Annotated in this window: 22 protein-coding genes and 2 pseudogenes; 9 read left to right on the top strand and 15 right to left on the bottom strand. The window is 70.3% G+C overall.

Annotated features, from left to right (window positions below):
- From CH341_RS14925 to CH341_RS14910, 4 genes and pseudogenes are all read right to left on the bottom strand, one after another.
- Positions 1 to 824 (bottom strand): annotated as a pseudogene (locus CH341_RS14925) (hypothetical protein); the annotation flags it as partial.
- Positions 825 to 1,080: 256 nt separating this feature from the next.
- Positions 1,081 to 1,263 carry a light-harvesting antenna LH1, alpha subunit gene (gene pufA, locus CH341_RS14920; protein WP_111419801.1) on the bottom strand — a complete coding sequence of 61 codons (183 nt, stop codon included), beginning with the start codon at positions 1,261 to 1,263 and terminating at the stop codon, positions 1,081 to 1,083.
- 19 nt (positions 1,264 to 1,282) lie between these two features.
- On the bottom strand, positions 1,283 to 1,429 hold the full coding sequence (pufB, locus tag CH341_RS14915; protein WP_111419800.1) for a light-harvesting antenna LH1, beta subunit: 147 nt from the start codon (positions 1,427 to 1,429) through the stop codon (positions 1,283 to 1,285).
- A gap of 476 nt (positions 1,430 to 1,905) precedes the next feature.
- Positions 1,906 to 2,682 (bottom strand): ATP12 family chaperone protein, encoded by a 777-nt coding sequence (locus CH341_RS14910; RefSeq protein ID WP_111419799.1) that lies wholly within the window; start codon positions 2,680 to 2,682, stop codon positions 1,906 to 1,908.
- A gap of 303 nt (positions 2,683 to 2,985) precedes the next feature.
- Between CH341_RS14910 and CH341_RS14905 the strand changes: the two genes are divergently transcribed.
- Entirely contained in the window at positions 2,986 to 3,405 is a 420-nt protein-coding gene (locus CH341_RS14905; protein ID WP_111419798.1) for a hypothetical protein, read from the top strand.
- 320 nt (positions 3,406 to 3,725) lie between these two features.
- On the opposite strand, the gene CH341_RS14900 is transcribed toward CH341_RS14905, so the two are convergent.
- Entirely contained in the window at positions 3,726 to 4,382 is a 657-nt protein-coding gene (locus CH341_RS14900; protein ID WP_146604482.1) for a hypothetical protein, read from the bottom strand.
- Entirely contained in the window at positions 4,369 to 6,399 is a 2,031-nt protein-coding gene (locus tag CH341_RS14895; protein WP_111419796.1) for a tetratricopeptide repeat protein, read from the bottom strand. Before CH341_RS14895 ends, CH341_RS14900 begins: the two co-directional genes overlap by 14 nt.
- A 330-nt stretch (positions 6,400 to 6,729) precedes the next feature.
- Between CH341_RS14895 and CH341_RS14890 the strand changes: the two genes are divergently transcribed.
- Together CH341_RS14890 and CH341_RS14885 are read left to right on the top strand one after the other, a co-directional pair.
- Positions 6,730 to 8,544: an FAD-dependent oxidoreductase gene (locus tag CH341_RS14890; protein ID WP_111419795.1), complete on the top strand. Its 1,815-nt coding sequence runs from the start codon at positions 6,730 to 6,732 to the stop codon at positions 8,542 to 8,544.
- Complete coding sequence (locus CH341_RS14885; protein WP_111419794.1) at positions 8,514 to 10,361, top strand: 2-oxoacid:acceptor oxidoreductase subunit alpha; 1,848 nt, start codon at positions 8,514 to 8,516, stop codon at positions 10,359 to 10,361. The genes CH341_RS14890 and CH341_RS14885 overlap by 31 nt, the downstream gene beginning before the upstream one ends.
- Positions 10,362 to 10,366: 5 nt before the next feature.
- On the opposite strand, the gene CH341_RS14880 is transcribed toward CH341_RS14885, so the two are convergent.
- Positions 10,367 to 10,678, bottom strand: coding sequence for a type II toxin-antitoxin system RelE/ParE family toxin (locus CH341_RS14880; protein ID WP_111419793.1), 312 nt, complete (start codon positions 10,676 to 10,678; stop codon positions 10,367 to 10,369).
- Complete coding sequence (locus tag CH341_RS14875) at positions 10,665 to 10,859, bottom strand: hypothetical protein (protein WP_245431069.1); 195 nt, start codon at positions 10,857 to 10,859, stop codon at positions 10,665 to 10,667. The genes CH341_RS14880 and CH341_RS14875 overlap by 14 nt, the downstream gene beginning before the upstream one ends.
- A 90-nt stretch (positions 10,860 to 10,949) precedes the next feature.
- Here CH341_RS14875 and CH341_RS14870 point away from each other — a divergent pair, with 90 nt between their 5' ends.
- The 3 genes from CH341_RS14870 to CH341_RS14860 all read left to right on the top strand — a co-directional run bounded on the left by CH341_RS14870 (position 10,950) and on the right by CH341_RS14860 (position 13,666).
- A complete protein-coding gene (locus CH341_RS14870) occupies positions 10,950 to 11,411 on the top strand; it encodes a DUF3828 domain-containing protein (RefSeq protein WP_170149633.1) in 462 nt (153 codons plus the stop codon).
- 192 nt (positions 11,412 to 11,603) lie between these two features.
- Positions 11,604 to 12,659, top strand: a complete 1,056-nt coding sequence (locus CH341_RS14865) for a 2-oxoacid:ferredoxin oxidoreductase subunit beta (protein WP_111419791.1) — start codon at positions 11,604 to 11,606, stop codon at positions 12,657 to 12,659.
- Positions 12,660 to 12,925: 266 nt separating this feature from the next.
- Entirely contained in the window at positions 12,926 to 13,666 is a 741-nt protein-coding gene (locus CH341_RS14860) for a phosphorylase (protein WP_281022861.1), read from the top strand.
- Positions 13,667 to 13,717: 51 nt separating this feature from the next.
- Here the strand turns inward: CH341_RS14860 and CH341_RS14855 are convergent, their stop codons facing one another.
- A complete protein-coding gene (locus CH341_RS14855; RefSeq protein ID WP_111419790.1) occupies positions 13,718 to 14,248 on the bottom strand; it encodes a gamma carbonic anhydrase family protein in 531 nt (176 codons plus the stop codon).
- A 99-nt stretch (positions 14,249 to 14,347) separates the two neighbouring features.
- Positions 14,348 to 14,692, bottom strand: coding sequence for a DUF6949 family protein (locus CH341_RS14850; RefSeq protein WP_111419789.1), 345 nt, complete (start codon positions 14,690 to 14,692; stop codon positions 14,348 to 14,350).
- A gap of 180 nt (positions 14,693 to 14,872) precedes the next feature.
- Here CH341_RS14850 and CH341_RS14845 point away from each other — a divergent pair, with 180 nt between their 5' ends.
- Positions 14,873 to 15,598 (top strand): flagellar basal body-associated FliL family protein, encoded by a 726-nt coding sequence (locus CH341_RS14845; RefSeq protein WP_111419788.1) that lies wholly within the window; start codon positions 14,873 to 14,875, stop codon positions 15,596 to 15,598.
- Positions 15,599 to 15,683: 85 nt separating this feature from the next.
- Here the strand turns inward: CH341_RS14845 and CH341_RS14840 are convergent, their stop codons facing one another.
- The 3 genes from CH341_RS14840 to CH341_RS14830 form a co-directional block, all read right to left on the bottom strand.
- On the bottom strand, positions 15,684 to 15,893 hold the full coding sequence (locus CH341_RS14840; RefSeq protein ID WP_111419787.1) for a DUF3126 family protein: 210 nt from the start codon (positions 15,891 to 15,893) through the stop codon (positions 15,684 to 15,686).
- Positions 15,894 to 16,044: 151 nt separating this feature from the next.
- Entirely contained in the window at positions 16,045 to 16,866 is an 822-nt protein-coding gene (gene cysE / locus CH341_RS14835) for a serine O-acetyltransferase (protein ID WP_111419786.1), read from the bottom strand.
- A gap of 102 nt (positions 16,867 to 16,968) precedes the next feature.
- Positions 16,969 to 17,928, bottom strand: a complete 960-nt coding sequence (locus CH341_RS14830; protein WP_245431067.1) for a LysR family transcriptional regulator — start codon at positions 17,926 to 17,928, stop codon at positions 16,969 to 16,971.
- Positions 17,929 to 17,995: 67 nt separating this feature from the next.
- Between CH341_RS14830 and CH341_RS14825 the strand changes: the two genes are divergently transcribed.
- Together CH341_RS14825 and CH341_RS14820 are read left to right on the top strand one after the other, a co-directional pair.
- Positions 17,996 to 18,661, top strand: coding sequence for an RraA family protein (locus CH341_RS14825; RefSeq protein WP_111419785.1), 666 nt, complete (start codon positions 17,996 to 17,998; stop codon positions 18,659 to 18,661).
- A gap of 81 nt (positions 18,662 to 18,742) precedes the next feature.
- Positions 18,743 to 20,122 carry an MFS transporter gene (locus tag CH341_RS14820; protein ID WP_111419784.1) on the top strand — a complete coding sequence of 460 codons (1,380 nt, stop codon included), beginning with the start codon at positions 18,743 to 18,745 and terminating at the stop codon, positions 20,120 to 20,122.
- Between the two features lie 77 nt (positions 20,123 to 20,199).
- Here CH341_RS14820 and CH341_RS14815 read toward each other — a convergent pair whose 3' ends face one another.
- Complete coding sequence (locus CH341_RS14815; protein WP_111419783.1) at positions 20,200 to 20,952, bottom strand: alpha/beta fold hydrolase; 753 nt, start codon at positions 20,950 to 20,952, stop codon at positions 20,200 to 20,202.
- Between the two features lie 29 nt (positions 20,953 to 20,981).
- A pseudogene (locus CH341_RS14810) lies at positions 20,982 to 21,432 on the bottom strand (hypothetical protein); the annotation flags it as partial.

The following is a 21,432-nucleotide window of genomic DNA, read 5'->3' as shown; positions in this document are numbered from 1 at the left end:
GCCGTCACGGCCTGGGCGAGCGCCCGATACAACGCCTGCGCGCCGGCTGCCTCCAGCCGGGCGGCGCCGGCCTGGGTGGCGCCCGACAGCGAGGCCTCGACGAAGCCCTGCAGCTTGCCGTCCTGCCCGTCGCCCGGACGCGCCATCGCGGCGAGCGCCGCCTTGAGCGCCACCAGGGCGGCTTTCATGTCGCCGGCCGGCGACGCCGGGACGGTGCCGGTGGCGAGCCCGGCCTCGAGGAAGAGACCCGAACGCGACAGCGCGCGGGCGACGTCCTCGGGCTCGATCGGCTCGTCGGTGGGCACGCGGAAGGAGAGGAGCTGGGCCGCCGCGGTGCGCACCGCATCTGGAATGCCGCCGAGCTTCATGGCGGCGGCGAGATTGGCGAGCAGCGGCGCCAGCCCGTCCTGCTGAGCGGCGGCGGCCCGCACGGCCTGGGCGAGCGCCGCCTGAGCCGAGGTCGCGGACGTCGCAGCCGGCGGCGCGGTGTCGACGCCGGTGCGGACCGACACGTCGTGGGCGGGGCGCGCCGCGGCGGTCGCGGCCGGACCGGTCGCGGTGGCGCCGGTCTCGTCGGGATGCAGCAGCACGAGGCGCAGCCCGTCCGGCGTCGCCCGCACGGCGAGCTGGACATGGGCACCCTGCAGCAGCGGCACCGCGGTCTGCACGTCGATCAGCGAGTTGCCGACCGCGAGCTGCACATGGGTCTGGTCGATCAGCCGCATCACCAGCGCGTCCACCACCTGGCCGGGCGTGAACGACGGCTGATTGCCACCGGACTGGGTGTTCAGGGACACCGCGATGGGCGAGACGACGAGATCCACGGGTCGCGTCCGGTTGAGGCTGCTCCAGCATCGATCCTAGCAGCCGGACGTAAACCGAACGTTAACCTCTCGGGGGCGCCGGACCGCCTCGACCCGCGTCACGTCTCCCAAACGCACGAGGGACCGTTCGCGACAGGCATGGCCTGCGTGAACGATCCCTCGGCGAGATCGGCGGTCGTCGGTCCGGTGACGCGCGACGCAAGGCCCTGCGCGGGCGAGACGCCACGGCCCGGACCGTGCGGTCCGCGCCGGTGACTTACTTCTTCACGATCGGCGCTTCGGACGCGGTCTTGATGTCGAGGTAGTTGTAGCGCGGGTTCTTCAGCACGAAGGCGTGGATGGCGAGCGCCACGACCAGCGCGGCGATCCAGATCACCGGCAGCCAGGTCGACGGATTGAGAACCATCCAGATCTTGTAGTCGTCTTGCGGGTTGGCCATGAGTCAGCTTCCTTCTCGCTCAGTACCAGGGCTTCCAGGCCCACACGAGGACGTGGGCGAGGACGCAGATCACGACGAAGGCCGAGAAGGTGGTCTTGAACTGGGCGTGGAACTCCAACGCCTCCGCCTCGCTCAGGCCGGACAGGCTCCGTTTCGGATCAGCCATCGAAATACCCTCCGTTGGATTGCCGCGGGAACGCAGCAGACGTCCCGCTCACGTCGCAGTCGTGAAAAAGTCACGACGTCTCATCACCCGGCACAACCAGGTCCACAGTGGATAATCGTGCGCGAGTTCACCGTTTCCGGAGACGACAGGCTCCAGAAATCGTCCCGACGTCCGGCCGCTTTCGGAAATAGGTGCGACCAGGCTATCGAAGATAATCGACCGAAATACACATCACCGAAAAAACCAGCCTGTAAAACAATCGGGTACAGACTGGATGGATCGGCGAGAAGGACTATCTAGTGTTGAACATACTTACGCGGTCGAATGCCGCAGTGACGATTGACACCAATACGTACTCTTTCGCGGCTACGATACGTCGCGCGAGAGTGTGTCGGGGCTCGCCGTAACCCCGCGCGGCTAGTGGCGCACCGGCTCCGGGCGCCGTGACGCGCGGCGACGGTGCGCCGCGCCGCGACTCAGGGGTCCGGCACCAGCGCCAGAATGGCCGCCGCGGCGTCGAACTCGGTGCGGCGGAACGCACGGCGTGCGAGGGCCTGCTCGTCGTGGCCCCAAAGATCCATGTTCCAGTCCTCGTCGACATGGGCGGCCGACCACGTCTCGTCGGCTACGATCGCGCCTTCGGCGAGCGCCAGCGCGAGCAGCGCCGAGCCGGTCAGCGCCGTGACGACGTGCAGGGCGCCGAGCCGCCACGGATCGTCCGGCAGCAGCGCCCGCATCGCCGCGACGGCACGCTCCGGCTGGGTCGTGAACACCACCCCCTCGACCAGCACGAAGCGGGCCCCGTGGCTGTCGCGCGCCCAGGCCAGCACCGGGTCCCAGGCCCTGCCCTGCCGCTCCACCAGCCGCTCCGGTCCCTCGGCCCGGTAGACCAGGAGGTCGGAGCCGAGATAGCGCGCGATCTCGCCTGCCACCTCGTCCGGCCTGTCGGCGACCGCGTCGATGATCGCGTTGGCGAGCCGGGTGAGCGGCATCCTGGCCGGATCGATCACCTCGACCTGGTCGCGCCATTCGGCGGCGGCGCGCTCCGCGATGGCGGCGTTCGGAAAGGCGAGCAGGCGGCGCGCCGGCGTCCGCACCGGCTTGCCGTCGAGCTCGACCGCGACGCCCTCGGCCGTCTCCCGCAGGCTCGCGGTCTCGTAGAAGCGCCGCCGCAGCGGCCGCATGCTCCGCCTGGCGGCCTCGTTCGGGTCGACCGGGCTCTCGGCGAAGAAGCTCTCGAACAGATCGGACATGGCGCTCCTGTAAGGCCGTTTCGGCCCGGCCGCCTTCGGCCGGAACCGGACGGTCGGGCCCGCGGGCCGCTAACCCCGCCTTATCTATGCGCCGCGAAGCCGGCCGGCCAGCGAGCGGTTCGGAAACCGGTCACGGGTAGAAACGGTCCGGACGCGTCGTGACACGACGAGGCCCCGCTGTCGGCCCATTCGCGGATCAAGCTGACCAACGATCGCGCGAGCAGACCGCCGACCGCGGCATTCGTCTGCGCGGCCGCGACCCGCCGGTCCTCCCCCGACCGGCGCACATTCGGGAGACTTGCAATGATCGGAAAATCCGTGCTGGCCACGGCGGCCGCCGCGCTCGTCGGCCTGTCGCTCGCGGCGACGCCGAGCCTGGCACAGCGCCATGGCGGCGGTCCCGGCATGCGAATGGGCGGCGGCCATGTCGGGCCCGGCCCCGGCTTTCGTCCGGGCCCCGGCTTTCGTCCGGGACCGGGCTGGCGGCCCGGCCCGGGTTGGCGTCCCGGACCGGGTTGGCGTCCCGGACCTGGCCCCTGGGGTCCGCGCCCGTGGGGCTGGGGCGGCGTCGCTGTCGGCGTCTATCCGTGGGGCTGGGGATACGGCTACCCCTGGGCCTACTGGAACGGCTCCTACCCGACCTTCGACGAGGTCGACGACATGCCCTGCCTGAAAAAGGTGTGGCTCAGCAAGACGCGCTGGACCTGGCGGCGGATGTGCTGACCGGGCCTGCCTCGGGTCTACCGATCCAGCAACGATCCGGTGGGGCGACCGTCGCGAGACGGAGCGCCACCGGATCCGGCCGATCCCCGGTCCGAGCTCGGCGCCTAAGGGTTCGCGCAGACATCATCGAGTCGACGCGTGCTTCCGCCCTCACCCCGAGGAGCGCCGAAGACGCGTCTCGAAGGGCGGGGGCGGCCGCCGCCGCGGCCACATGGTTCGAGGCTCGCTCCGCTCCCACCTCACCATGAGGTCGGACGTGGTCGTGTGGCTCGGGCCGACACCGGGTCGCTCGGGATGAAGCGACAATTCCCGGGCGGGCCCTAAAGCGCGATCGTGAAGCCGTCGCGGGAGAGCCAGTCGCGGGCCGCGACCGGCGGCCAGGAATGGACGTTGCGCCACGCCGTGCTGCACCAGAGCTGCACCGTGACGTCGGGATGCTCGCAGGCGATCGTGTCGAACAGGCCCTTCCACCACTGCGGCGGCCGCACCGTGACATGGGCGTTCTCGCCGTTCGGCAGCAGCGCGCGGGCCGGATAGCAGGCGACGTTGACCATCAGCAGGGTACGGGCGGAGGCGAACAGGTCCCGCACGGTGCGCGGCACGTCGGCCAGGAACACGTGCTCCAGAACGTCGAAGCAGACGACGGCGTCGCAGGGCTGCCGCTCGTCGATGCCGCGCGCCGGCTCGTAGCGATGCACCGCGGCGAGACCGAAGAAGTCCCGGGCCGACCGCCCCTCGTGGAACGTCGGCGCCTCGTAGTCGCTGCCGCCGCTGCCGTAGTCGAGCAGCGTGCGAATGCCGTGGCGCTCGATCAGCGCCTTCACGGGCCATTTGAACGCCCGGATCTCCATGTCGTCATAGGCGGCCTCGACCCGACGGCCGTCGGCCGTGGCGTAGCCGTCGCGCGCCATGGCGGCATAGGCGTCGAGCAACCGCACCTGCTTGGCGGTCGGCGTCTCGCGATCAGTGGACAGCATCGGGAACACGCTCCGTGGCGTCGGCGAGGACAGCATCGCCGACCATCGATTGCAGCATCGCGATCGCCTGGGCGATCGCCGGATCCCAGTCGCCGGGTCGCGGCTGGCGGACGAGGCGGACGTCCGGATACCAGGGACTGTCGGAGCGGCCGCTGAACCAGCGCCAGTCGGCGTCGACCGGCAGCAGCACGACGGTCGGGCGGCCGAGCGCCGCGGCCAGATGGGCCGTGGAGTTGTCGATCGTCACCACCGCGTCCATGGCGGCGACCTGGGCCGCGAAGCCGTCGATGTCGGCGAACTGGTCGATCTCGCGGTCGACCAGAAGCTCGACGCCGGCGGCCGCCGCCTCGCGCTCGATCGCATCGGGGTCGCCGTATTGCAGGTTCACCAGCCGGACCGGCAGGTCGATCAGCGGCCACAGCCGGTCGAGCGCGATGGTGCGCTGGCGGCCGGAGCGGACATTGCCGGTGCGCCAGGCGAGGCCGACCAGCGGCCGCTCCTCGCCGTAGCGGCGGCGCAGCGCCGCACGCCGGGCCACGTCGGCCGCCAAATAAGATGGGGACAGCCACGGACCCACGGTCCGGTCGGGCCGCAACAGGCCGGGCAGGTCGCCGAGCGGGCAGACCGCGACGACGCCGGCCGGCGCCGCCGGCGCTCCCTCCCGGGCGATCACCTCGATCCCCGGAAACGACCGGGCGAACAGCGGCGCGAGCCGATGGTCGCATTCCAGCACCACGTCGACGCCGGCGCCGACGAGTTTGGGGACGAAGCCGGCGAACATGATCTCGTCGCCGACGCCCTGCTCCGCCACCAGCATCACGCGGCCGTCGACCCTGCGGCCGTCCCACAGCGGCAGGCCGAGCGTTTCGATGCGGTGCGCGAGACCGGACGGCGACGAGCGCCAACCGTAGCCGAGCCAGCCGGCATCGAGGTCGCCGCTGCGCAGCCGCGCCAGCGCGAGGTTGAACTGCGGCCAGTGCTGATCGGGGGCCAGCGCCACGGCCTTCGCGAGCGCCGCGACCGCGGCCGCGTCGTCGCCGCGTGCCTGGTGGGCGAGGCCGAGATTGACCAGCGTGATCATGGACTGGCCGCTCGCCACGCAGAGGGCGAGCGCGCGCCGCTGCGTCTCCAGCGCCTCGTCGAGCCGGCCGAGATCCTTCAGCGCATTGCCGAGATTGGTGAGCGCATTGGCGTTGTCGGGCGCGATGGCCAGCGCGCTGCGCGCCGCCTCGGCCGCCTCCTCGAAGCGGCCGAGCTGCCACAGCACGGCGCTGCGCAGCCCGTGCGCCCGGTCGGAGACCGGATCGAGCAGCAGGGCGCGATCGACACCGCCGAGCGCCGCCGCGTGCCGGCCGGCGGTGTGCAGCAGCCGGGCGCGGTCGTAATGGGCATGGGCGTCGGCGGGCCGCAGCGCCAGCACCACGTCATAGGCCGAGATCGCCTCCTCGGTGCGGCCCATCACGGCGAGCTGGTCGGCGAGAAACAGCCAGGCCCGTCCGTCGCGCGGCGCCAGCTTCAGCGCCGCTTGAAACGCCTCGACGGCCGACTCGGTCCGCGACAGCTTGGTGAGGGTCAGGCCGAAATCGATCAGGTCGTTGGCGGTCGCCTCGCCGGTGGCGATCACGGCCCGGTAGGCCTCGACCGCCTCCTCGCAACGACCGGCGTGATAGAGCGCCGCCCCTGCCTTCGCATGGAAGCGCCGGCAGCCCGGCTTCAGCACGCTCGCACGCCGGAACGCCTCGGCCGCCCCGGGAAAATCCTTCAACGCGTCGAGCGCGTCGCCGAGCAGCTCGAGCGCCTGCATGTCGTCCGGCACGGCGGCGAGAACTCGGCGGGCGAGGTCGGCGCCCTCCTCCAGCCGCCCGGTGCGGCAGCACAGGACGGCCAGCAGGTTCAGCGCGTCGCGCTTGGCCGGACGGCGGGCCAGCAGCGCCCGGCAGGCCTGCTCGGCCCGGTCGAGCCGTCCGGCACGGTAATGCGCGAGCGCCGCGCCGAAGTCGTCGGTGTGAATGCCCATGGTCCCTTCCAGTCCCCGGAGCTGTTACGCCCGGGGCACGCGATCCGGGCGGCCCATCGCCCGGAGCCACGGCCCGGGAGCCCGCCCTGGCCGCTCCGCTCCCGGCCGCCCTGCTGCTGCGGCTCCCCTCGCGTCGCGTGATGGAACGCTGATCAATGGTTGTGCAGTTTTGCGGGTGCGACTCGGCTCCGCGCAATTTTCGTTCGTGGCATCAAGATCAAGACCGGCGGACCTTCTGACTAAAATTTGACCGCAAGGGGCTGGCGTTTGGTCGGGACTCGCCGTCATGATCGCTACACCGCTGCCCGCATGCCCCCGACGGGACCCCCCATGCACCCGACCGACATCACCGATCCGGACTATTTCCACAAGGTGGTCGACTGCCAGTGGGCCTGCCCGGCCCACACCCCCGTCCCCGAATACATCCGGCTGATCGCCGCGGGCCGCTACAGCGACGCCTACATGATCAACTGGCGGTCCAACGTGTTTCCCGGAATCCTGGGGCGCACCTGCGACCGGCCCTGCGAGCCGGCCTGCCGGCGCGGCCGCGTCGAAGCCGCCCCGGTGGCGATCTGCCGGCTCAAGCGCGTCGCCGCCGACTTCAAGGACGACATTTCCGCCCGGCTCCCACGGCGCGCGGCGACGCCGAACGGCAAGCGCATCGCGCTGGTCGGTGGCGGCCCGGCCTCGCTCACGGTGGCGCGCGACCTCGCCCCGCTCGGCTACGACTGCACGATCTTCGACCGCGAGCAGAAGCCGGGCGGCATGGTGCGCACGCAGATCCCGCGCTTCCGCCTGCCCGAGGAGGTGATCGACGAGGAATGCGGCTATGTCCTCGGCCTCGGCGCCACCTTCGCCGGCAACACCGCGATCGACAGCCTGAAGGCGCTGCTCGCGCAGGACTACGACGCCGTCTTCGTCGGCTGCGGCGCGCCGCGCGGTCGCGACCTCGACATCCCGGGCCGCCGCGAGGCCGCGGCGCATGTCCATATCGGCATCGAGTGGCTGGCCAACGTCTCGTTCGGCCACGTCGACCGGATCGGCAAGCGCGTCATCGTGCTGGGCGGCGGCAACACCGCGATGGACTGCTGCCGCTCGTCGCGCCGGCTCGGCGGCGAGGACGTGAAGGTCGTGGTGCGCTCCGGCTACGAGGAGATGAAGGCGTCCCCCTGGGAGAAGGAGGACGCGATGCACGAGGGCATCCCGATCTTCAATTTCCTCGTGCCCAAGGAGTTCACCCACGAGAACGGCCGGCTCACCGGCGTGGTGTTCGAGAAGGTGGCGCCCGAATTCGACGCCAAGGGGCGCCGCAAGCTGGTGCCGACCGGCGAGCCCGACCAGCACTTCCCCTGTGACGACGTTCTGGTCGCGGTCGGCCAGGAGAACGCGTTTCCGTGGATCGAGCGCGACATCGGCATCGCCTTCGACGACCACGGCATGCCGGTGGTCGACCCGAGGACCTTCGCCTCGACCCACCCGAAGGTGTTCTTCGGCGGCGACGCGGCGTTCGGGCCTAAGAACATCATCTGGGCGGTGGCGCACGGCCACGAGGCCGCGGTCTCGATCGACAAGCTCCTGTCCGGCGAGGACGTCGCCGAGCGGCCGCTGCCGGCCGTCACCGTGATCAGCCAGAAGATGGGCATCCACGAGTGGAGCTACGACAACGCCATCTCACAGGACCGCCGCTTTCGCGTGCCGCACCGTGACAAGGTGGTGGCGCTCGCCGACATCAAGGCGGAGGTCGAGCTCGGCTACGACCTCGAGCTGGCGCTGAAAGAGGCCGACCGCTGCTTGAACTGCGACGTGCAGACGGTATTCACCGGGCCCTTGTGCATCGAGTGCGACGCCTGCGCCGACATCTGCCCGATGGACTGCATCACCTTCACGGCGAACGGCGACGAGGACGATCTGCGCACACGGCTGCGGGCGCCGGCGCCGAACCCCGAGCAGGACCTCTACGTCTCCGAGGCGCTGAAGACGACGCGCGTGATGGTGAAGGACGAGGACGTCTGCCTCCACTGCGGCCTGTGCGCCGAGCGCTGCCCGACCGGCGCCTGGGACATGCGCAAGTACTTGATCGACACGACCCACGCGGGACAGCCAGCAGGACATCCATGCCAGCAGCCACGCCGATCAGCAGCATAAACAACTTCGTCGTCCGCTTCGCCAACGTGAACGGCTCCGGCTCGGCGAGCGCCAACGAGCTGTTCGCCCGCGCCGTGCTGCGGATGGGCGTGCCGGTCGCGGCCCGCAACATCTTCCCGTCCAACATCCAGGGCCTGCCGACCTGGTACGAGGTGCGCGTCTCGCAGGCCGGCTGGCTGGGCGCGCGCGGCGGCTGCGACCTGATGGTCGCCATGAACCCGCAGACCTTCGACAAGGACGTCGCGTCGATCGAGCCCGGCGGCTACCTGGTCTACGACTCGACCAAGCCGTTGCCGCCGTCGCGGCTGCGCAGCGACATCACGGTGGTCGGCGTGCCGCTCACCGCGATGTGCAACGCCCGCTGGCCCGAGCCGCGGCTGCGACAGCTGTTCAAGAACATGGTCTATCTCGGCGCGCTCTCGGCGCTGCTCGACATGGATCCGGCCGCCATCGAGGCGCTGATCTCCGAGCAGTTCAAGGGCAAGGAGAAGCTGATCGCACCGAACATCGGCGCCGTGAAGCTCGGCCGCGAATGGGCCCTGGAGAACATCCCCTGCCCGCTCGGCGTCCGGCTCAAGAGCGTCGACGCGGTCGGCGACCGCATCTTCATCGACGGCAATGCGGCGGCGGCGCTCGGCGCCGTCTACGGCGGCGCCACCGTATGCGCCTGGTATCCGCTGACGCCGTCCTCGTCGCTCGCCGACGCTTTCACGCGCTACTGCGGCAAGCTGCGCATCGACCCCGAGACCGGCAAGAAGAAGTACGCCATCATCCAGGCCGAGGACGAGCTCGCCTCGATCGGCATCGTGATCGGCGCCGCGTGGAACGGCGCCCGCGCCTTCACGGCGACGTCGGGCCCCGGCATCTCGCTGATGCAGGAGTTCATCGGCCTCGCCTATTTCGCCGAAATCCCGGCCGTGCTGTTCGACGTGCAGCGCGGCGGCCCGTCGACCGGCATGCCGACCCGCACGCAACAGTCGGATCTCCTGTCCTGCGCCTACGCCTCGCACGGCGACACCAAGCACGTGCTGCTGCTGCCGGCCGATCCGGCCGAGGCCTTCGACTTCGGCGCCGACGCCTTCGATCTGGCCGACCGGCTGCAGACGCCGATCTTCGTCATGCTCGACCTCGACATCGGCATGAACCGCCATCTGTGCCGCCCCTTCGCCTGGGACGACGCCCGAACCTACGACCGCGGCAAGGTGATGACGGCGGAGGAGCTGGACGAGGGCCGTGACTTCGGCCGCTATCTCGACGTCGACGGCGACGGCATTCCGTACCGCACCTATCCGGGCACGCATCCGACCAAGGGCGCCTATTTCACCCGCGGCACGTCGCGGGACCGCTACGCCCGCTACACCGAGGAGGGCGGCCCCTATGTCGACAACATGGAGCGGCTCCTCGAGAAGTTCGAGACCGCCAAGACGCTGGTGCCGCGGCCGGTCCGCAAGAACGCCGACCAGCCGACCCGCCACGGCGTGATCTATTACGGCTCGACCTCGCCGCCCATGGACGAAGCGATCTCGCTGCTGGAGGCGCGGGGCCTTCGGCTCGACCGGCTGCGCGTGCGCGCCTTCCCGTTCCACCAGGACGTCGTCGACTTCGTGATGGAGCACGACCGGGTGTTCGTCGTCGAGCAGAACCGGGACGCGCAGCTCCGCACCCTGATGATCTCCGAATGCGGCCTCGACCCGGCCCGCCTGGTGCCGCTGCTGCACTACGACGGCACCCCGATCACGGCCCGTTTCATCGCCGACGCCATCGGCGAGCACCTCGACGCCCGCAAGGTCACGCCGCTGCGCAAGGTGGGGGCGTGATGCGATCAGGGCTCGCCAAAGATCGCGTCGATGTCGCGCCGCCCATGAAGTACGCGAACGATCTCGATCGCGATGTCTGTCGGGCGGTAGAAGATCACGTAGGGATGAACCACGATCGAGCGCAGGTCGGGCGCGAGTTCTTCTCGGGATGGACCCTTGTGGGGATAGTCGATGAGCCGTCGACAGGCCTGATCAATCGATATGAGCACATGCGTCGCCGCCTTCGGGGAACCGGCGGCCGCGACATGATCGTAGACGTCACCGAGGTCCCGCTCCGCCTCGGGAGACCAGAGGAGCTTCGGCCTACCACTGGCCATTCCGCGACCGGGCCCGCGCGATGACCGCGTCGATGTCCAGCTCCCGCCCCTCGCCGGCGTCGAGCGAGCGCAATCCGGCCTCGATGTCGGCGCGCAGCGACGTGACCTTCTCGAGATGGGACAGCAGCTCGCCGGCGATCCGTTCCTGCTCGGCCTCCGGCAGCCGCGACAGCGCGGCCACGGCCTGTTCCAACGCTTTCACCATTGTGTCCTCCCAGGGCTCGGGCCAGAAGCGCCCGAGCATAGCCCGGCAACTGCAAATCCTGTGAACATGTTCAAGCGCATTCTGACTTCTACCACGACCGCCGCCACTCTGACCCTCGCCCTTCTGGCCGCTGCGCCGGCGCGGGCGCAGTTCGCCACGCCCGAGGAGGCGGTCACCAAGCTCTATGCGTTCTACGGCACCGGCAAGACCGACCTGATGGGCCTGCCGCAGGACAAGAAGACGCTGCGGCGCTTCTTCGTGCCCGCCATCGTCCAGGGCTACGAGAAGGCCGAGCTGATCGATGCCGACTTCTTCATCCAGGGACAGGACTTCGAGCTGTCCGACGTAAAGGTCGCACCGGCCGCCGTGACGGGCGACAAGGCGACCGTGGCCGTGGAGCTGAAGAACATGGGCCAACCGCTGCATCTCGATTTCGAGCTCGCCAAGGGCAAGGACGGCTGGCGCATCGCCGACGCCCGCACGCCCAAGGGGGACACGCTGCGCAAGACGCTGGCGCGGTCGCGCTGACGCGGCCCGCGATGAGATCGAGCTCGATCCGAGCCAACTCACGGCCGTCATTCCGGGACGGCGCAGCGCGCCGGACCCGGAATCCAGCCGCACCGTCCGAGTTCGCCGCTGGATTCCGGGTTCGCGCCTTCGGCGCGCCCCGGAACGACCGAGAACCGATCTGACGAACCCCGCACCGACGAGGTCACGACGATGACGTACCTGGCCAAGCCGAAGTTCCACCACCCCGCGCTGCCCAAGAACGCGCTCGGCTACACGCATCGCGATTACGAAGGATCGATCTCGACGCTGTGCGCCGGCTGCGGCCACGACTCGATCTCGGCCGCCATCATCGAGGCCTGCTTCGAGCTCGCCATCGCACCGCATCGCCTGGCGAAGCTCTCGGGCATCGGCTGCTCGTCGAAGACGCCGACCTATTTCCTCGGCCAGTCGCACGGCTTCAACTCGGTGCACGGGCGCATGCCGTCCGTCCTCACCGGCGCGAACCTCGCCAATCGCGAGCTGATCTATCTCGGCGTCTCGGGAGACGGCGACTCCGCCTCGATCGGCTTCGGGCAGTTCGCCCACGCCATCCGGCGCGGCGTCCGCATGGTCTACATCGTCGAGAACAACGGCGTGTACGGCCTCACCAAGGGCCAGTTCTCGGCGACCGCCGACCGCGGCTCCAAGTCGAAGCGCGGCACCGTCAACCGCGACGCGCCGATCGACCTGGTCGGCATCGCCCTGCAGCTCGGCGCCACCTTCGTGGCGCGCTCCTTCTCGGGCGACAAGGAGCAGCTCGTGCCGCTGATCGAGGCGGCGATCCAGCACGAGGGCGCCGCCTTCATCGACGTCGTCTCGCCCTGCGTCGCCTTCAACAACCACGCCGGCTCGACCAAGAGCTTCGACCATGTGCGGGCCCACAACGAGGCCGTGAACCGGCTCGACTTCGTCACCCCGCGCGCCCCCATCGAGGTGAGCTACGCGCCCGGCACAGTCGAGCTGGTCGAGCAGCACGACGGCTCGACCATCGCGCTGGAGAAGCTCGCCGCCGACTACGACGTCACCGACCGGCTCGCCGCGATGAGCTACCTGCAGACCCATTCGGCGCAAGGGCACATCGTCACCGGCCTCCTCTATGTCGATCGCGAGCCCGAGGACCTGCACCGCCACCTCGATACGGTGGAGACGCCGCTCAACGCGCTCGGCGAATCGGATCTGTGCCCCGGCGCCGCCGCGCTCGACGCCATCAACGCGGGATTGCGCTGAGCCGAGACCTCGCCACGGCTGCGTCACTCAGGGTTGCTGCCGCAACCGATTGTGTCGTGAATCTTCAACACTGTTGCATTTTTGCGCGCCGGTTTCGCCGCTGTCGTGGGGGCCGCACGGTACTCTTCTGCCCTTTGAATTCGTTTCTGTTTTGAGCGCCTCCCGCCAGAACTGCGACACCGTGCCGACTTGCCGCGTGCTTCGACACCACTGCCGCGATCCTGTACAAAGCCGCCCCGGGACTGCAATTTGGGCAGCTGAGAGTCGTGGGGACGTCGGCGCCGACGGTTCGGCGAAGTCGTTGTGGGGGGTGGTTCTTGATCGTCGTCGTGGGACTGGCGTTCGAGGCGAAAATCGTCGCGGACGCGGGGATGCGTGTGATCTGCAGCGGCGACGGCCGCAATTTGGCCGCGTCGCTGACGCGGGCGATCGACGAGGATTGCGGCGGCCTGATCAGCTTCGGCGTGGCGGGCGGTCTCGACCCTCTGCTCGGTCCCGGCACCTGCGTGGTCGCCTCGGAGATCATGTCGGGCGTGACGCGCTTCCCCACCGACCCGGACTGGTCGCGCAAGCTCGCCGGCACGATTCCGGACGCCATCTGCGGCACCATCGTCGGCGTGCCCAAGCCGGTCGCCCATACGGACGCCAAGCGGACGCTGCATGAACGCACCGGGGCGCTGGCGGTCGACATGGAGTCGCACATCGTCGCCGAGATCGGCGCGGCGCACGGCCTGCCGGTCGCCGCGATCCGCGTGATCACGGATCCGGCCGCGCGTGCGCTGCCCAAGGCGGCGCTCGCCGCCATGCGGCCGAACGGCACGACCGACATTCTCGCGATGGTCAAGCAGGTGATGCGCCAGCCGCGCGAGCTGCCGGCCCTGATGCGCACCGCGCTCGACGCCCGCGCCGCCCGCGCCACGCTGGTGCGCGGCCGCCGCCTGCTCGGCCCCGGCCTCGGCCTCGCCGACTTCGTCACGCCGCCGGCGACGCCGTCCTTCGGCGGCTGACGCGTCCAAGCGCGCGAACGACGGACGGCCCACCCGAGCGGTGGGCCGGAATCAGCCGATCCGCTTCAGCCCGGCCGCGTACTGCTTGGAGCGCTGCACGTAGCCGTCGGCGCCCGCCCGGATCCGCGCCACCGCGGTGTCGTCGAGCGTGCGGATCACCTTGCCGGGCGCCCCGACGATCAGCGAATTCGGCGGATAGGCCTTGCCCTCGGGGATCACGGCGCCGGCGCCGACGATCGAGCCTTCGGCGATCGTCGCTCCGTTCATCACGATGGCGCCCATGCCGATCAGGCAGTTCGAGGCGACCGTGCAGCCGTGCATGACGACGTTGTGGCCGATCACGCAGTCGGCTCCGATGGTCAGCGGAAAGCCCATGTCGGTGTGCAGGGTCGCGTTGTCCTGCACCTGCGAGCGCACCCCGATCTCGATCCACTCGTTGTCGCCGCGCAGCACCGCGCCGAACCACACGCTCGCCTCGTCGAGCAGGCGCACGCGGCCGATCAGCACGGCCGAGTCGGCGACCCAGAAGCGGCCGGCCGGCGGCAGATCCGGGACGAGATCGTCGAGGGCGTAGATCGTCATGGGGTCGACTCTCCGGCTGGGGGACCGTCCGGTCCACCCCTAACCCGGAGACGCCGTCGCTGTGAAGCGCCCGAGCCGGCCCGTCCCGCCGATGACGGCTCAGCCGACCAGTCGGCCGAGGCCCTCGGTGACGATCTGCACGGTCAGCACCACGATGGTGCCCGACATCAGGCTCCACAGCCCGGCGATCACGGTGGCGATCATCACGAACTCGAAGCGCCGCCGCTCGATGACGCGGCCCCGCACCGTGTTGCGCATGATGATGAAGGGGGCCGCGAACACCAGGAACGGCACCGCCGCGAAGCTCGAGGCGGAGGCGCCCTGCTCCAGCAACCGGAACGAGGCGGGCCGCTGCGCCCACATCTGGTAGCCGGTGGCGATCAGGCCCGCGAAGGAAAACCCGATGGCGAGGGCCAGGAACGACTGGATGGACTCGGGCGACATGGCACGGCTCCGCACGCTTCGACCGACCACATGTGCCGCATATCGCGGCCGCCCGCCACGATATCGTTAAAGAAGGGTTAACGGCGGCGGTCGGGTCGGACCCGTCGCGGGCGCCTACCGCGCTGCCGTCCGGCCGGGCGGACGCCGTGGCATACTCCGCGCCTGATTCGGGACCGAAGCATGCGCCAGGACGGGATCGCGAGAGCCGCAGCGGCGGCGCCACGCCGCCGCGGCAGCCGCCGGGCTGCATGGGCGCTCGCCGGCTTCGTGCTGCTCGGCGCCGTCGCGGCGGGGGCCGGCCTGTGGTCGCTGTGGTCGCGCTGGCCCGCCACCCCGGCCGTCGCCGCCCCGGACGCTCCGCATGTGCCGATCGTGGTCGCCGGCGAGACCTTCACGGTGGCGCCCGGCGCCATCCGCCAGGCGGTGCAGCGCCGGCCCGGGCCGCAGGAGCGCGTCGACGCCGTCTATGCCTGGCCCGAGCTGGTGCCGCCGCGGCAGCCCGAGCCCGGCGCCTCGGCGCCGCCGCCCGGCGACCGCGTCTATGTGACGATCGCCCCGGCCGCGGGCGCGCTGGAGCCGGCCGAGCGGCTGCGGGTGATCTGGCTGCGCTACGCCCGCGAGACCCTGAGCCCGTCGCCGGCCGGCCTCGCGCTCGTCGAGTTCCGCGACGGCACGCCCTATCAGGGCGAGGATCTGGCCTGGGAGGAGAACGCCCCGGAGAAGTTCCTGGCGCGCTGCGAGCGCCCCGCCCCGACCCGGCCGCCGGCGACCTGCCTGTCGGAAAAGATCGTCGGCGGCGCCGTGGTGACGATGCGCTTTCCGCGCGACTGGCTCAGCGACTGGCGCGCCGTCGCCGCGGGCTTCGACCGCCTCCTCGCCATGGTCCGCCCACCCAAGGCGGGGTGAGCGGGCGTCCGAGGCGTTCGACCGTCATCCCGAGGCGCTCGCCCAGGGCGAGGACCTCGGAGCGACGGAGGCAGGACGACGTCGCCTATTCCAAGTCGCTGCCCAGGATGGCCATCTGGAAGTTGTAGGAGCGCTCGTCGTCCTCGTCGTCGACGAACAGGACGCCGATGAACTCCTCGCCGATGTAGATCTCGGCCGAATCGTCCTTCTTGGGCCGCGGCACCACCCGCAGGCGGGCATTGCCGAACAGCCGGCGGAGATAGCCTTCGAGTTTCCGAATTTCCAGCGCGTCCACGGTCGTGCTCCTCTCCGCAGTGGGGGCTCGGCGGCGGCCAGGAGCGGCGCGCCGGAGAAAACGAGGTCCAGTCCATAGCGGGCGAATGCGCGGTCGCGCAAGGCGCCCCCGGCGCAACCGGGATCCGCCTGAGGAAACAATCGATTCCGCTTTACAGGCCGAGATCGCGCAGCATCTGGTCCATGGCGTGCGAGGGCTCGGCGCAGCCGGCGTCGCCGACGATCCGGGCCGGCACGCCCGCCACCGTGGTGTTGTGCGGCACCGCACGGAGCACCACCGAGCCGGCCGCGATCCGGGCGCAGTGGCCGATCTCGATGTTGCCGAGGATCTTGGCCCCCGCCCCGATCATCACGCCGTGCCGGATCTTCGGGTGGCGGTCGCCGGTCTCGTTGCCGGTGCCGCCGAGCGTCACGTTGTGCAGGATGGAGACGTCGTCCTCGACCACGGCGGTCTCGCCGACCACCAGGCCGGTCGCGTGGTCGAGAAAGACGCCGCGGCCGATGCGCGCCGCCGGGTGGATGTCGGTCGAGAAGGCCGCCGACGCCCGGCTCTGCAGGTAGAGGGCGAAGTCGCGCTTGCCCCGGCTCCACAGCCAGTGCGCCAGCCGGTGCGCCTGGATGGCGTGAAAACCCTTGTAGTAGAGCAGCGGCTCGAGGAACCGGCTGGTCGCCGGATCGCGGTCGACCACGGCGACGATGTCGGCCCGGAACGCCTCGCCCAGCCCGGGCTCGGCGGCGAGCGCGTCCAGATACGCGCCGCGAATGAGCTCGCTGCCGAAATCCGGATGGTCGAGCCGCGACGCGACGCGGTGCACCACCGCCTGCTCGAGGCTGCCGTGATGCAGCACGCAGGCATAGGAGAACGAGGCGAGCTCCGGTTCGCGCCGCGCCATCGCCTCCGCCTCGACGCGGATGCGATCCCACACCGGGTCGACGCGATCGAGCACCGCGGTGGTGCCGTGAGAGTGTGGCATGTCGGCTCCTGCCCGAAGGCGCGCCATCCTACTGCCCCGCGGCCCGGTCGGCCATAGCGGCGGCGACGGCGGACCCGGTGGCCGACCGCACCAGCGAAGGCCTCAGCGCCGGGCCAGCCCCTCGCCCTGGTAGTGGGCGGAGAAGTCGCACACCCGTGCGGCGACGCGGGCGACCGCGGCCGGCAGGTCGGTCGGCCGGTCGTTGCGGTACATGGCGACATAGGGGACGACCGGCAGCGCCGGGCGGGTCGGCACCACGCGCAGCTTGCCCTCGTGGACCAGCGGCATGAAGCACAACTTGGGCAGGTAGCTGATCCCCATGCCGGCGACGGTCAGGCCGACCAGCGCGACCAGGCTGTCGCTCGACAGCACGCGCTCGAACGCGATGCCCTCGGTCTGGAACCACTTCTGGAAGAACACGCCGGAGCCGGAACGTCCGCCCTGGGTCAGGATGGTGAACTGCGCCAGCTCGCGAAGCGACATCGCCTTGCGGCGGCGGACCAGCGCCGGGCTCGCCATCCAGACGTTCTCGACGTCGGCGAGCTGCAACGCCGTGATCTTCGGATCCTTGAACGCCTCGGGGATGATGATCAGGTCGATCTCGTCGTCGTTCAGCCGCATGTAGAGCGAGCGGCTCATGTCGACGTCCGGCTCCAGCACCAGCGTCGGATGGGTCTCGCGCAGGCTGGCCACCAGTCGCGGCAACCAGGTCAGCGCGGTCAGCTCGGTGACGCCGATGCGCAGCCGGCGCACCGGCACCGGGCCGGAGCGCAGCGCCATCACCTGGTCCTTGAGGGCCAGCATCTCCTCGCCGAGCGCCAGCACCCGGGCGCCCGCCTCGGTCAGGCGGACATGGCGCTGCGTGCGGTCCAGCACGGCGATGCCGACTGCGCTCTCGAGCTCGTGGATGCGCTTGGAGATCGCCGACTGCGTCGTGTTGAGCTTCAGGGCGGCGCGATGGAACGTGCCGAGCTGCACGATCCAGGACAGCGCCTCGAACTGCTTCAGCGTCACCACGGCGCGCGACCCCTCGGACCGATCATGCCGAAAAGCGATCGGCATGCAGTCCAATTAATCGCTTTTTTGGTCGCGGGCAATTTGCCACCTTGCCGCCACGAAGGAGCAAGCCATGGACACCCGCACCTCTCCCGTCGTCCCGCCCGTGCTGGAGCGCCGCCATGTCGAGGCCCTGGAGGGCCTCGTCACGCCGCTGCTCTCCGACAATCTCGATCGCCTCGCCGGCGTGGTCGGGCTCACCCGCTACAATCGCAAGCGCAAGCTGATCGGCACCGCCTTAACGGTGAAGACCCGGCCGGGCGACAATCTCTACGTCTACCAGGCGCTCAGCCTGCTGCGGCCCGGCCACGTGCTGGTGATCGACGCCGGCGGCGCGCTCGAGAACGCCATCGTGGGCGAGCTGATCAAGCTGTATGCCGAGCAGCACGGCTGCACCGGCTTCGTGGTCGACGGCGCGATCCGCGACGTCGCCTGCTTCGAGACCGGCGACTTCCCCTGCTACGCCCGCGGCATCCAGCATCGCGGCCCCTACAAGTCGGGCCCCGGCCGGCTCAACGTTCCGGTCGCGATCGGCGGCCAGGTGGTCTGCCCCGGCGACGTGCTGGTCGGCGACGAGGACGGCCTCGTCGTGTTCCCGCATTCGGACATCGACCGGCTGATCGAGGACGCCACCCGCAAGCTCGACCAGGAGAACGCCATCCGGGACGAGATCCTGACCGGCCGGCACGAGCAGGTCTGGCTCACCGCCGTGCTGCACAATGGCGGCCTCGCTCCCTGAGCCGCCGCCCCCGCCCTCCCTCACCACACCCCCGCTCGACCGCCTTCCGGATTGCCCCGTCAACGGACGAATGAGGATGACATGACGATCGCCAATGACGCCGCCGCGCCCGCCTCGGGCAGCGAGGCGAAGCCGGCCGAGCAGGCCCGCCCCACCAGGTTCCGCTGGTTCGTCGCGCTCCTGTTCTTCTCGATCTACACGATCGCGGCCGCCGACCGCGCCAATATCGGCGTCGTCCTTCCGTTCCTGCGGAAGGAGTTCCCGATGTCCAACACCGAGGCCGGGGCGCTGGCGAGCCTGTTCCTGCTCGCCTACGCCATCGCCCAGCTCCCGTCCGGCTTCATCTACTCGAAATTCGGCGTGCGGCGACTGTTCTCGGTGTCGATGATCGCGACCTCGGTCGTCACCGGCCTGATGGGAACGGTCGGCTCCGTGCTGCCGCTCAAGATCTACCGCTTCGCCCTGGGCCTCGCCGAGGGGCCGCTGCCGATCGGCATCACCTCGACCATCAACAACTGGTTCCCGCCCAACGAGAAGGGCACGGCGACCGGCATCTTCCTCGCGTCCGTGAAGTTCGGCCCGGTGATCGTGCCGCCGATCTGCGCCACCATCGCGGCGCTGTACGGCTGGCGCGAGGTGTTCCTGGTGTTCGCCGTGCCGGGCGTGCTGCTGTCGGCCGTCTGGTGGCTCTTCGTCTCGGACCATCCCGCCCAGAGCCGCCACGTCTCCGAGGGCGAGCTGGCGCTGATCACCGAGTCCAAGCCGGTCCAGGCGACCGCCGGCGAGCCGGCCCCCGCGGCGTCGCAGCCGCGCTCGCTCGGCCTGCTCGACACCCTGGTGCGGGCCCGCGAGGTGACGCCGCTCGACACCAATCGCAGCCTGTTCCGCTCCTGGGACGTGTGGGGCTGCACGCTCGGCTACTTCTTCCAGATCGGCATCGTCAACGTGCTGCTCGCCTGGATCCCGACCTATCTGATGTCGGTGAAGCACTACTCGATCATGAACATGGGCTTCGTCGCGGCCGCCCCGTGGGTCGGCGCCGTGATCGGCAACCTGGTCGGCGGCCTGATCTCGGACCGGCTGCTCGACAAGCGCCGCAAGCCGATGATGATGCTGTCCGCCATCGCCACCGCCGGCATGATGTATGCGCTGATCAACTCGCCGGCCGATCCGCTCGCCTACGGCGTGCTGCTGCTGGCCACCGGCGTGCTGCTCAATCTCGGCTTCTCGGCCTACATGGTCTACCCGATGGGCCTGACCACCAAGACGATGTTCCCGATCGCCGGCGCGACCGTGAACACCGGCGGCCAGCTCGGCGGCGCCTGCGCCCCGCTCGCCGCCGGCATCATCCTCGACACGCTGGGCTGGGATCAGGTCTTCCTGTTCATGGCGATCGCCTCCTTCGCGAGCTTCGTCCTGCTGGCGACCATCTCCGAGCCGATCCAGAAGCAGACCCGCTGAACCGTCGCGCGCGACGGACCGAAGGCATCGTCACGGCCGGGCAAACGCCCGGCCGTCGTCGTTTCGGGGGTCCGCCCTCACGGCCGGTCTTTCAGGAACTCCAGCACGGCCGCCTTGTAGACGCGGTCGCCGACCGCCAGCATGTGGTCGCGGTCCGGGATGTCGACCAGCACGGATCCCGGAATCACCTCGGCGAGCTTTTGCGGCGGGCCGGCGACGTCGTCCTTGGTGCCGATGGCGATCAGCACGGGCGGCTCGATGCGGCTCACCTCGGTCTCGGTCAGCGTCTGGCGCGAGCCGCGGATGCAGGCCGCGAGCGCCCGGAGGTCGGACTTCGTCCGGTCCGCGAAGGCCCGGAAGGTGCGGCCCTGCGGGTCCGTCACGTCGGCGAGCGACGGCGCCTCCATGGCCTCGGCGACCGCGTCCGGCAGGCCGACGCCGTCGATCAGGTGATAGCCGAGGCCGCCCAGGATCACCGAGCGCACCCGCTCGGGATGGGCGAGCGCCAGGAACGCCGTCACCCGCGCCCCCATCGAGTAGCCCATCACGTCGGCCCGGCCGAGGCCGAGATGGTCGAGCAGTGCCCGCACGTCGTCCGCCATGGCGGCGCTGTGATAGGCGGCCGGATCGTAGAGCTTGGTCGAGGCGCCGTGACCGCGGTTGTCGAGCGCGATCACGCGCCGCCCGGCATGGGTGAGGGTGTGGACCCAGCGCGGATCCACCCAGTTGGCCTCCTTGCTGGAGGCGAAGCCGTGGACGAGCATGATGGGTTCGCCCTCGCCCTTGTCCAGATAGGCGAGCTCGACAGGTCCGTTCTTGAAGGAGAGCATTGAAGGTACAGCAGGTTGAAGGAGCGTGTTCAGGCCGGTTGGGAGGCCGTGGCGGGAATCATCGGCACACTAGCAGCGGCGGCGGCCGCGCGCGCGGCGCGGCGGGCGCGTCGGCGCTTGCCGAAGGCGAGGCAGCGCCGCGTGGTGCGCTCGGTCAGGCTCTTCACCAGCGCCAGCACCCAGATCAGCGACAGGAGCGCGCTGAACGACCAGCTGAACAGCGACATGGCGCCCGCCGTCAGGGCGATGGCGGCACGGCCGCCGAGCTTGAGGATCGCCCGCGTCTTGCCGCCGTTCTTCTCGGCGATCTTGGCGATGCGGGCGACGTCCTTCGGCCCTTCGGCGAGCTTGAGCCCGTCGAGTGCCGCCCGGGTGCCGGCCTTGGCCTGGACCTTTCCGGTGTGGCGGACGAGAGCACGTTCGCGCGCGCCTGCGAGGCGGCGGCCGCCGAGGCCGAGATGGTCGAGGATGCGCGCGGCT

The sequence above is a fragment of the Rhodoplanes roseus genome (assembly GCF_003258865.1).
GTDB lineage: Bacteria > Pseudomonadota > Alphaproteobacteria > Rhizobiales > Xanthobacteraceae > Rhodoplanes > Rhodoplanes roseus.
Note: the sequence above shows the minus strand (reverse complement) of the source record. Positions and strands in the feature narration are given on the sequence as shown.

What these genes read in the sequence shown, in the direction of transcription:
- pufA (WP_111419801.1), bottom strand. Translation starts at nt 1,263, where the DNA reads ATGGCCAACCCGCAAGACGACTACAAGATCTGGATGGTTCTCAATCCG.
- pufB (WP_111419800.1), bottom strand. Translation starts at nt 1,429, where the DNA reads ATGGCTGATCCGAAACGGAGCCTGTCCGGCCTGAGCGAGGCGGAGGCG.
- CH341_RS14910 (WP_111419799.1), bottom strand. Translation starts at nt 2,682, where the DNA reads ATGTCCGATCTGTTCGAGAGCTTCTTCGCCGAGAGCCCGGTCGACCCG.
- CH341_RS14905 (WP_111419798.1), top strand. Translation starts at nt 2,986, where the DNA reads ATGATCGGAAAATCCGTGCTGGCCACGGCGGCCGCCGCGCTCGTCGGC.
- CH341_RS14900 (WP_146604482.1), bottom strand. Translation starts at nt 4,382, where the DNA reads ATGCTGTCCACTGATCGCGAGACGCCGACCGCCAAGCAGGTGCGGTTG.
- CH341_RS14895 (WP_111419796.1), bottom strand. Translation starts at nt 6,399, where the DNA reads ATGGGCATTCACACCGACGACTTCGGCGCGGCGCTCGCGCATTACCGT.
- CH341_RS14890 (WP_111419795.1), top strand. Translation starts at nt 6,730, where the DNA reads ATGCACCCGACCGACATCACCGATCCGGACTATTTCCACAAGGTGGTC.
- CH341_RS14885 (WP_111419794.1), top strand. Translation starts at nt 8,514, where the DNA reads ATGCCAGCAGCCACGCCGATCAGCAGCATAAACAACTTCGTCGTCCGC.
- CH341_RS14880 (WP_111419793.1), bottom strand. Translation starts at nt 10,678, where the DNA reads ATGGCCAGTGGTAGGCCGAAGCTCCTCTGGTCTCCCGAGGCGGAGCGG.
- CH341_RS14870 (WP_170149633.1), top strand. Translation starts at nt 10,950, where the DNA reads ATGTTCAAGCGCATTCTGACTTCTACCACGACCGCCGCCACTCTGACC.
- CH341_RS14865 (WP_111419791.1), top strand. Translation starts at nt 11,604, where the DNA reads ATGACGTACCTGGCCAAGCCGAAGTTCCACCACCCCGCGCTGCCCAAG.
- CH341_RS14855 (WP_111419790.1), bottom strand. Translation starts at nt 14,248, where the DNA reads ATGACGATCTACGCCCTCGACGATCTCGTCCCGGATCTGCCGCCGGCC.
- CH341_RS14850 (WP_111419789.1), bottom strand. Translation starts at nt 14,692, where the DNA reads ATGTCGCCCGAGTCCATCCAGTCGTTCCTGGCCCTCGCCATCGGGTTT.
- CH341_RS14845 (WP_111419788.1), top strand. Translation starts at nt 14,873, where the DNA reads ATGCGCCAGGACGGGATCGCGAGAGCCGCAGCGGCGGCGCCACGCCGC.
- cysE (WP_111419786.1), bottom strand. Translation starts at nt 16,866, where the DNA reads ATGCCACACTCTCACGGCACCACCGCGGTGCTCGATCGCGTCGACCCG.
- CH341_RS14830 (WP_245431067.1), bottom strand. Translation starts at nt 17,928, where the DNA reads ATGCCGATCGCTTTTCGGCATGATCGGTCCGAGGGGTCGCGCGCCGTG.
- CH341_RS14825 (WP_111419785.1), top strand. Translation starts at nt 17,996, where the DNA reads ATGGACACCCGCACCTCTCCCGTCGTCCCGCCCGTGCTGGAGCGCCGC.
- CH341_RS14820 (WP_111419784.1), top strand. Translation starts at nt 18,743, where the DNA reads ATGACGATCGCCAATGACGCCGCCGCGCCCGCCTCGGGCAGCGAGGCG.
- CH341_RS14815 (WP_111419783.1), bottom strand. Translation starts at nt 20,952, where the DNA reads ATGCTCTCCTTCAAGAACGGACCTGTCGAGCTCGCCTATCTGGACAAG.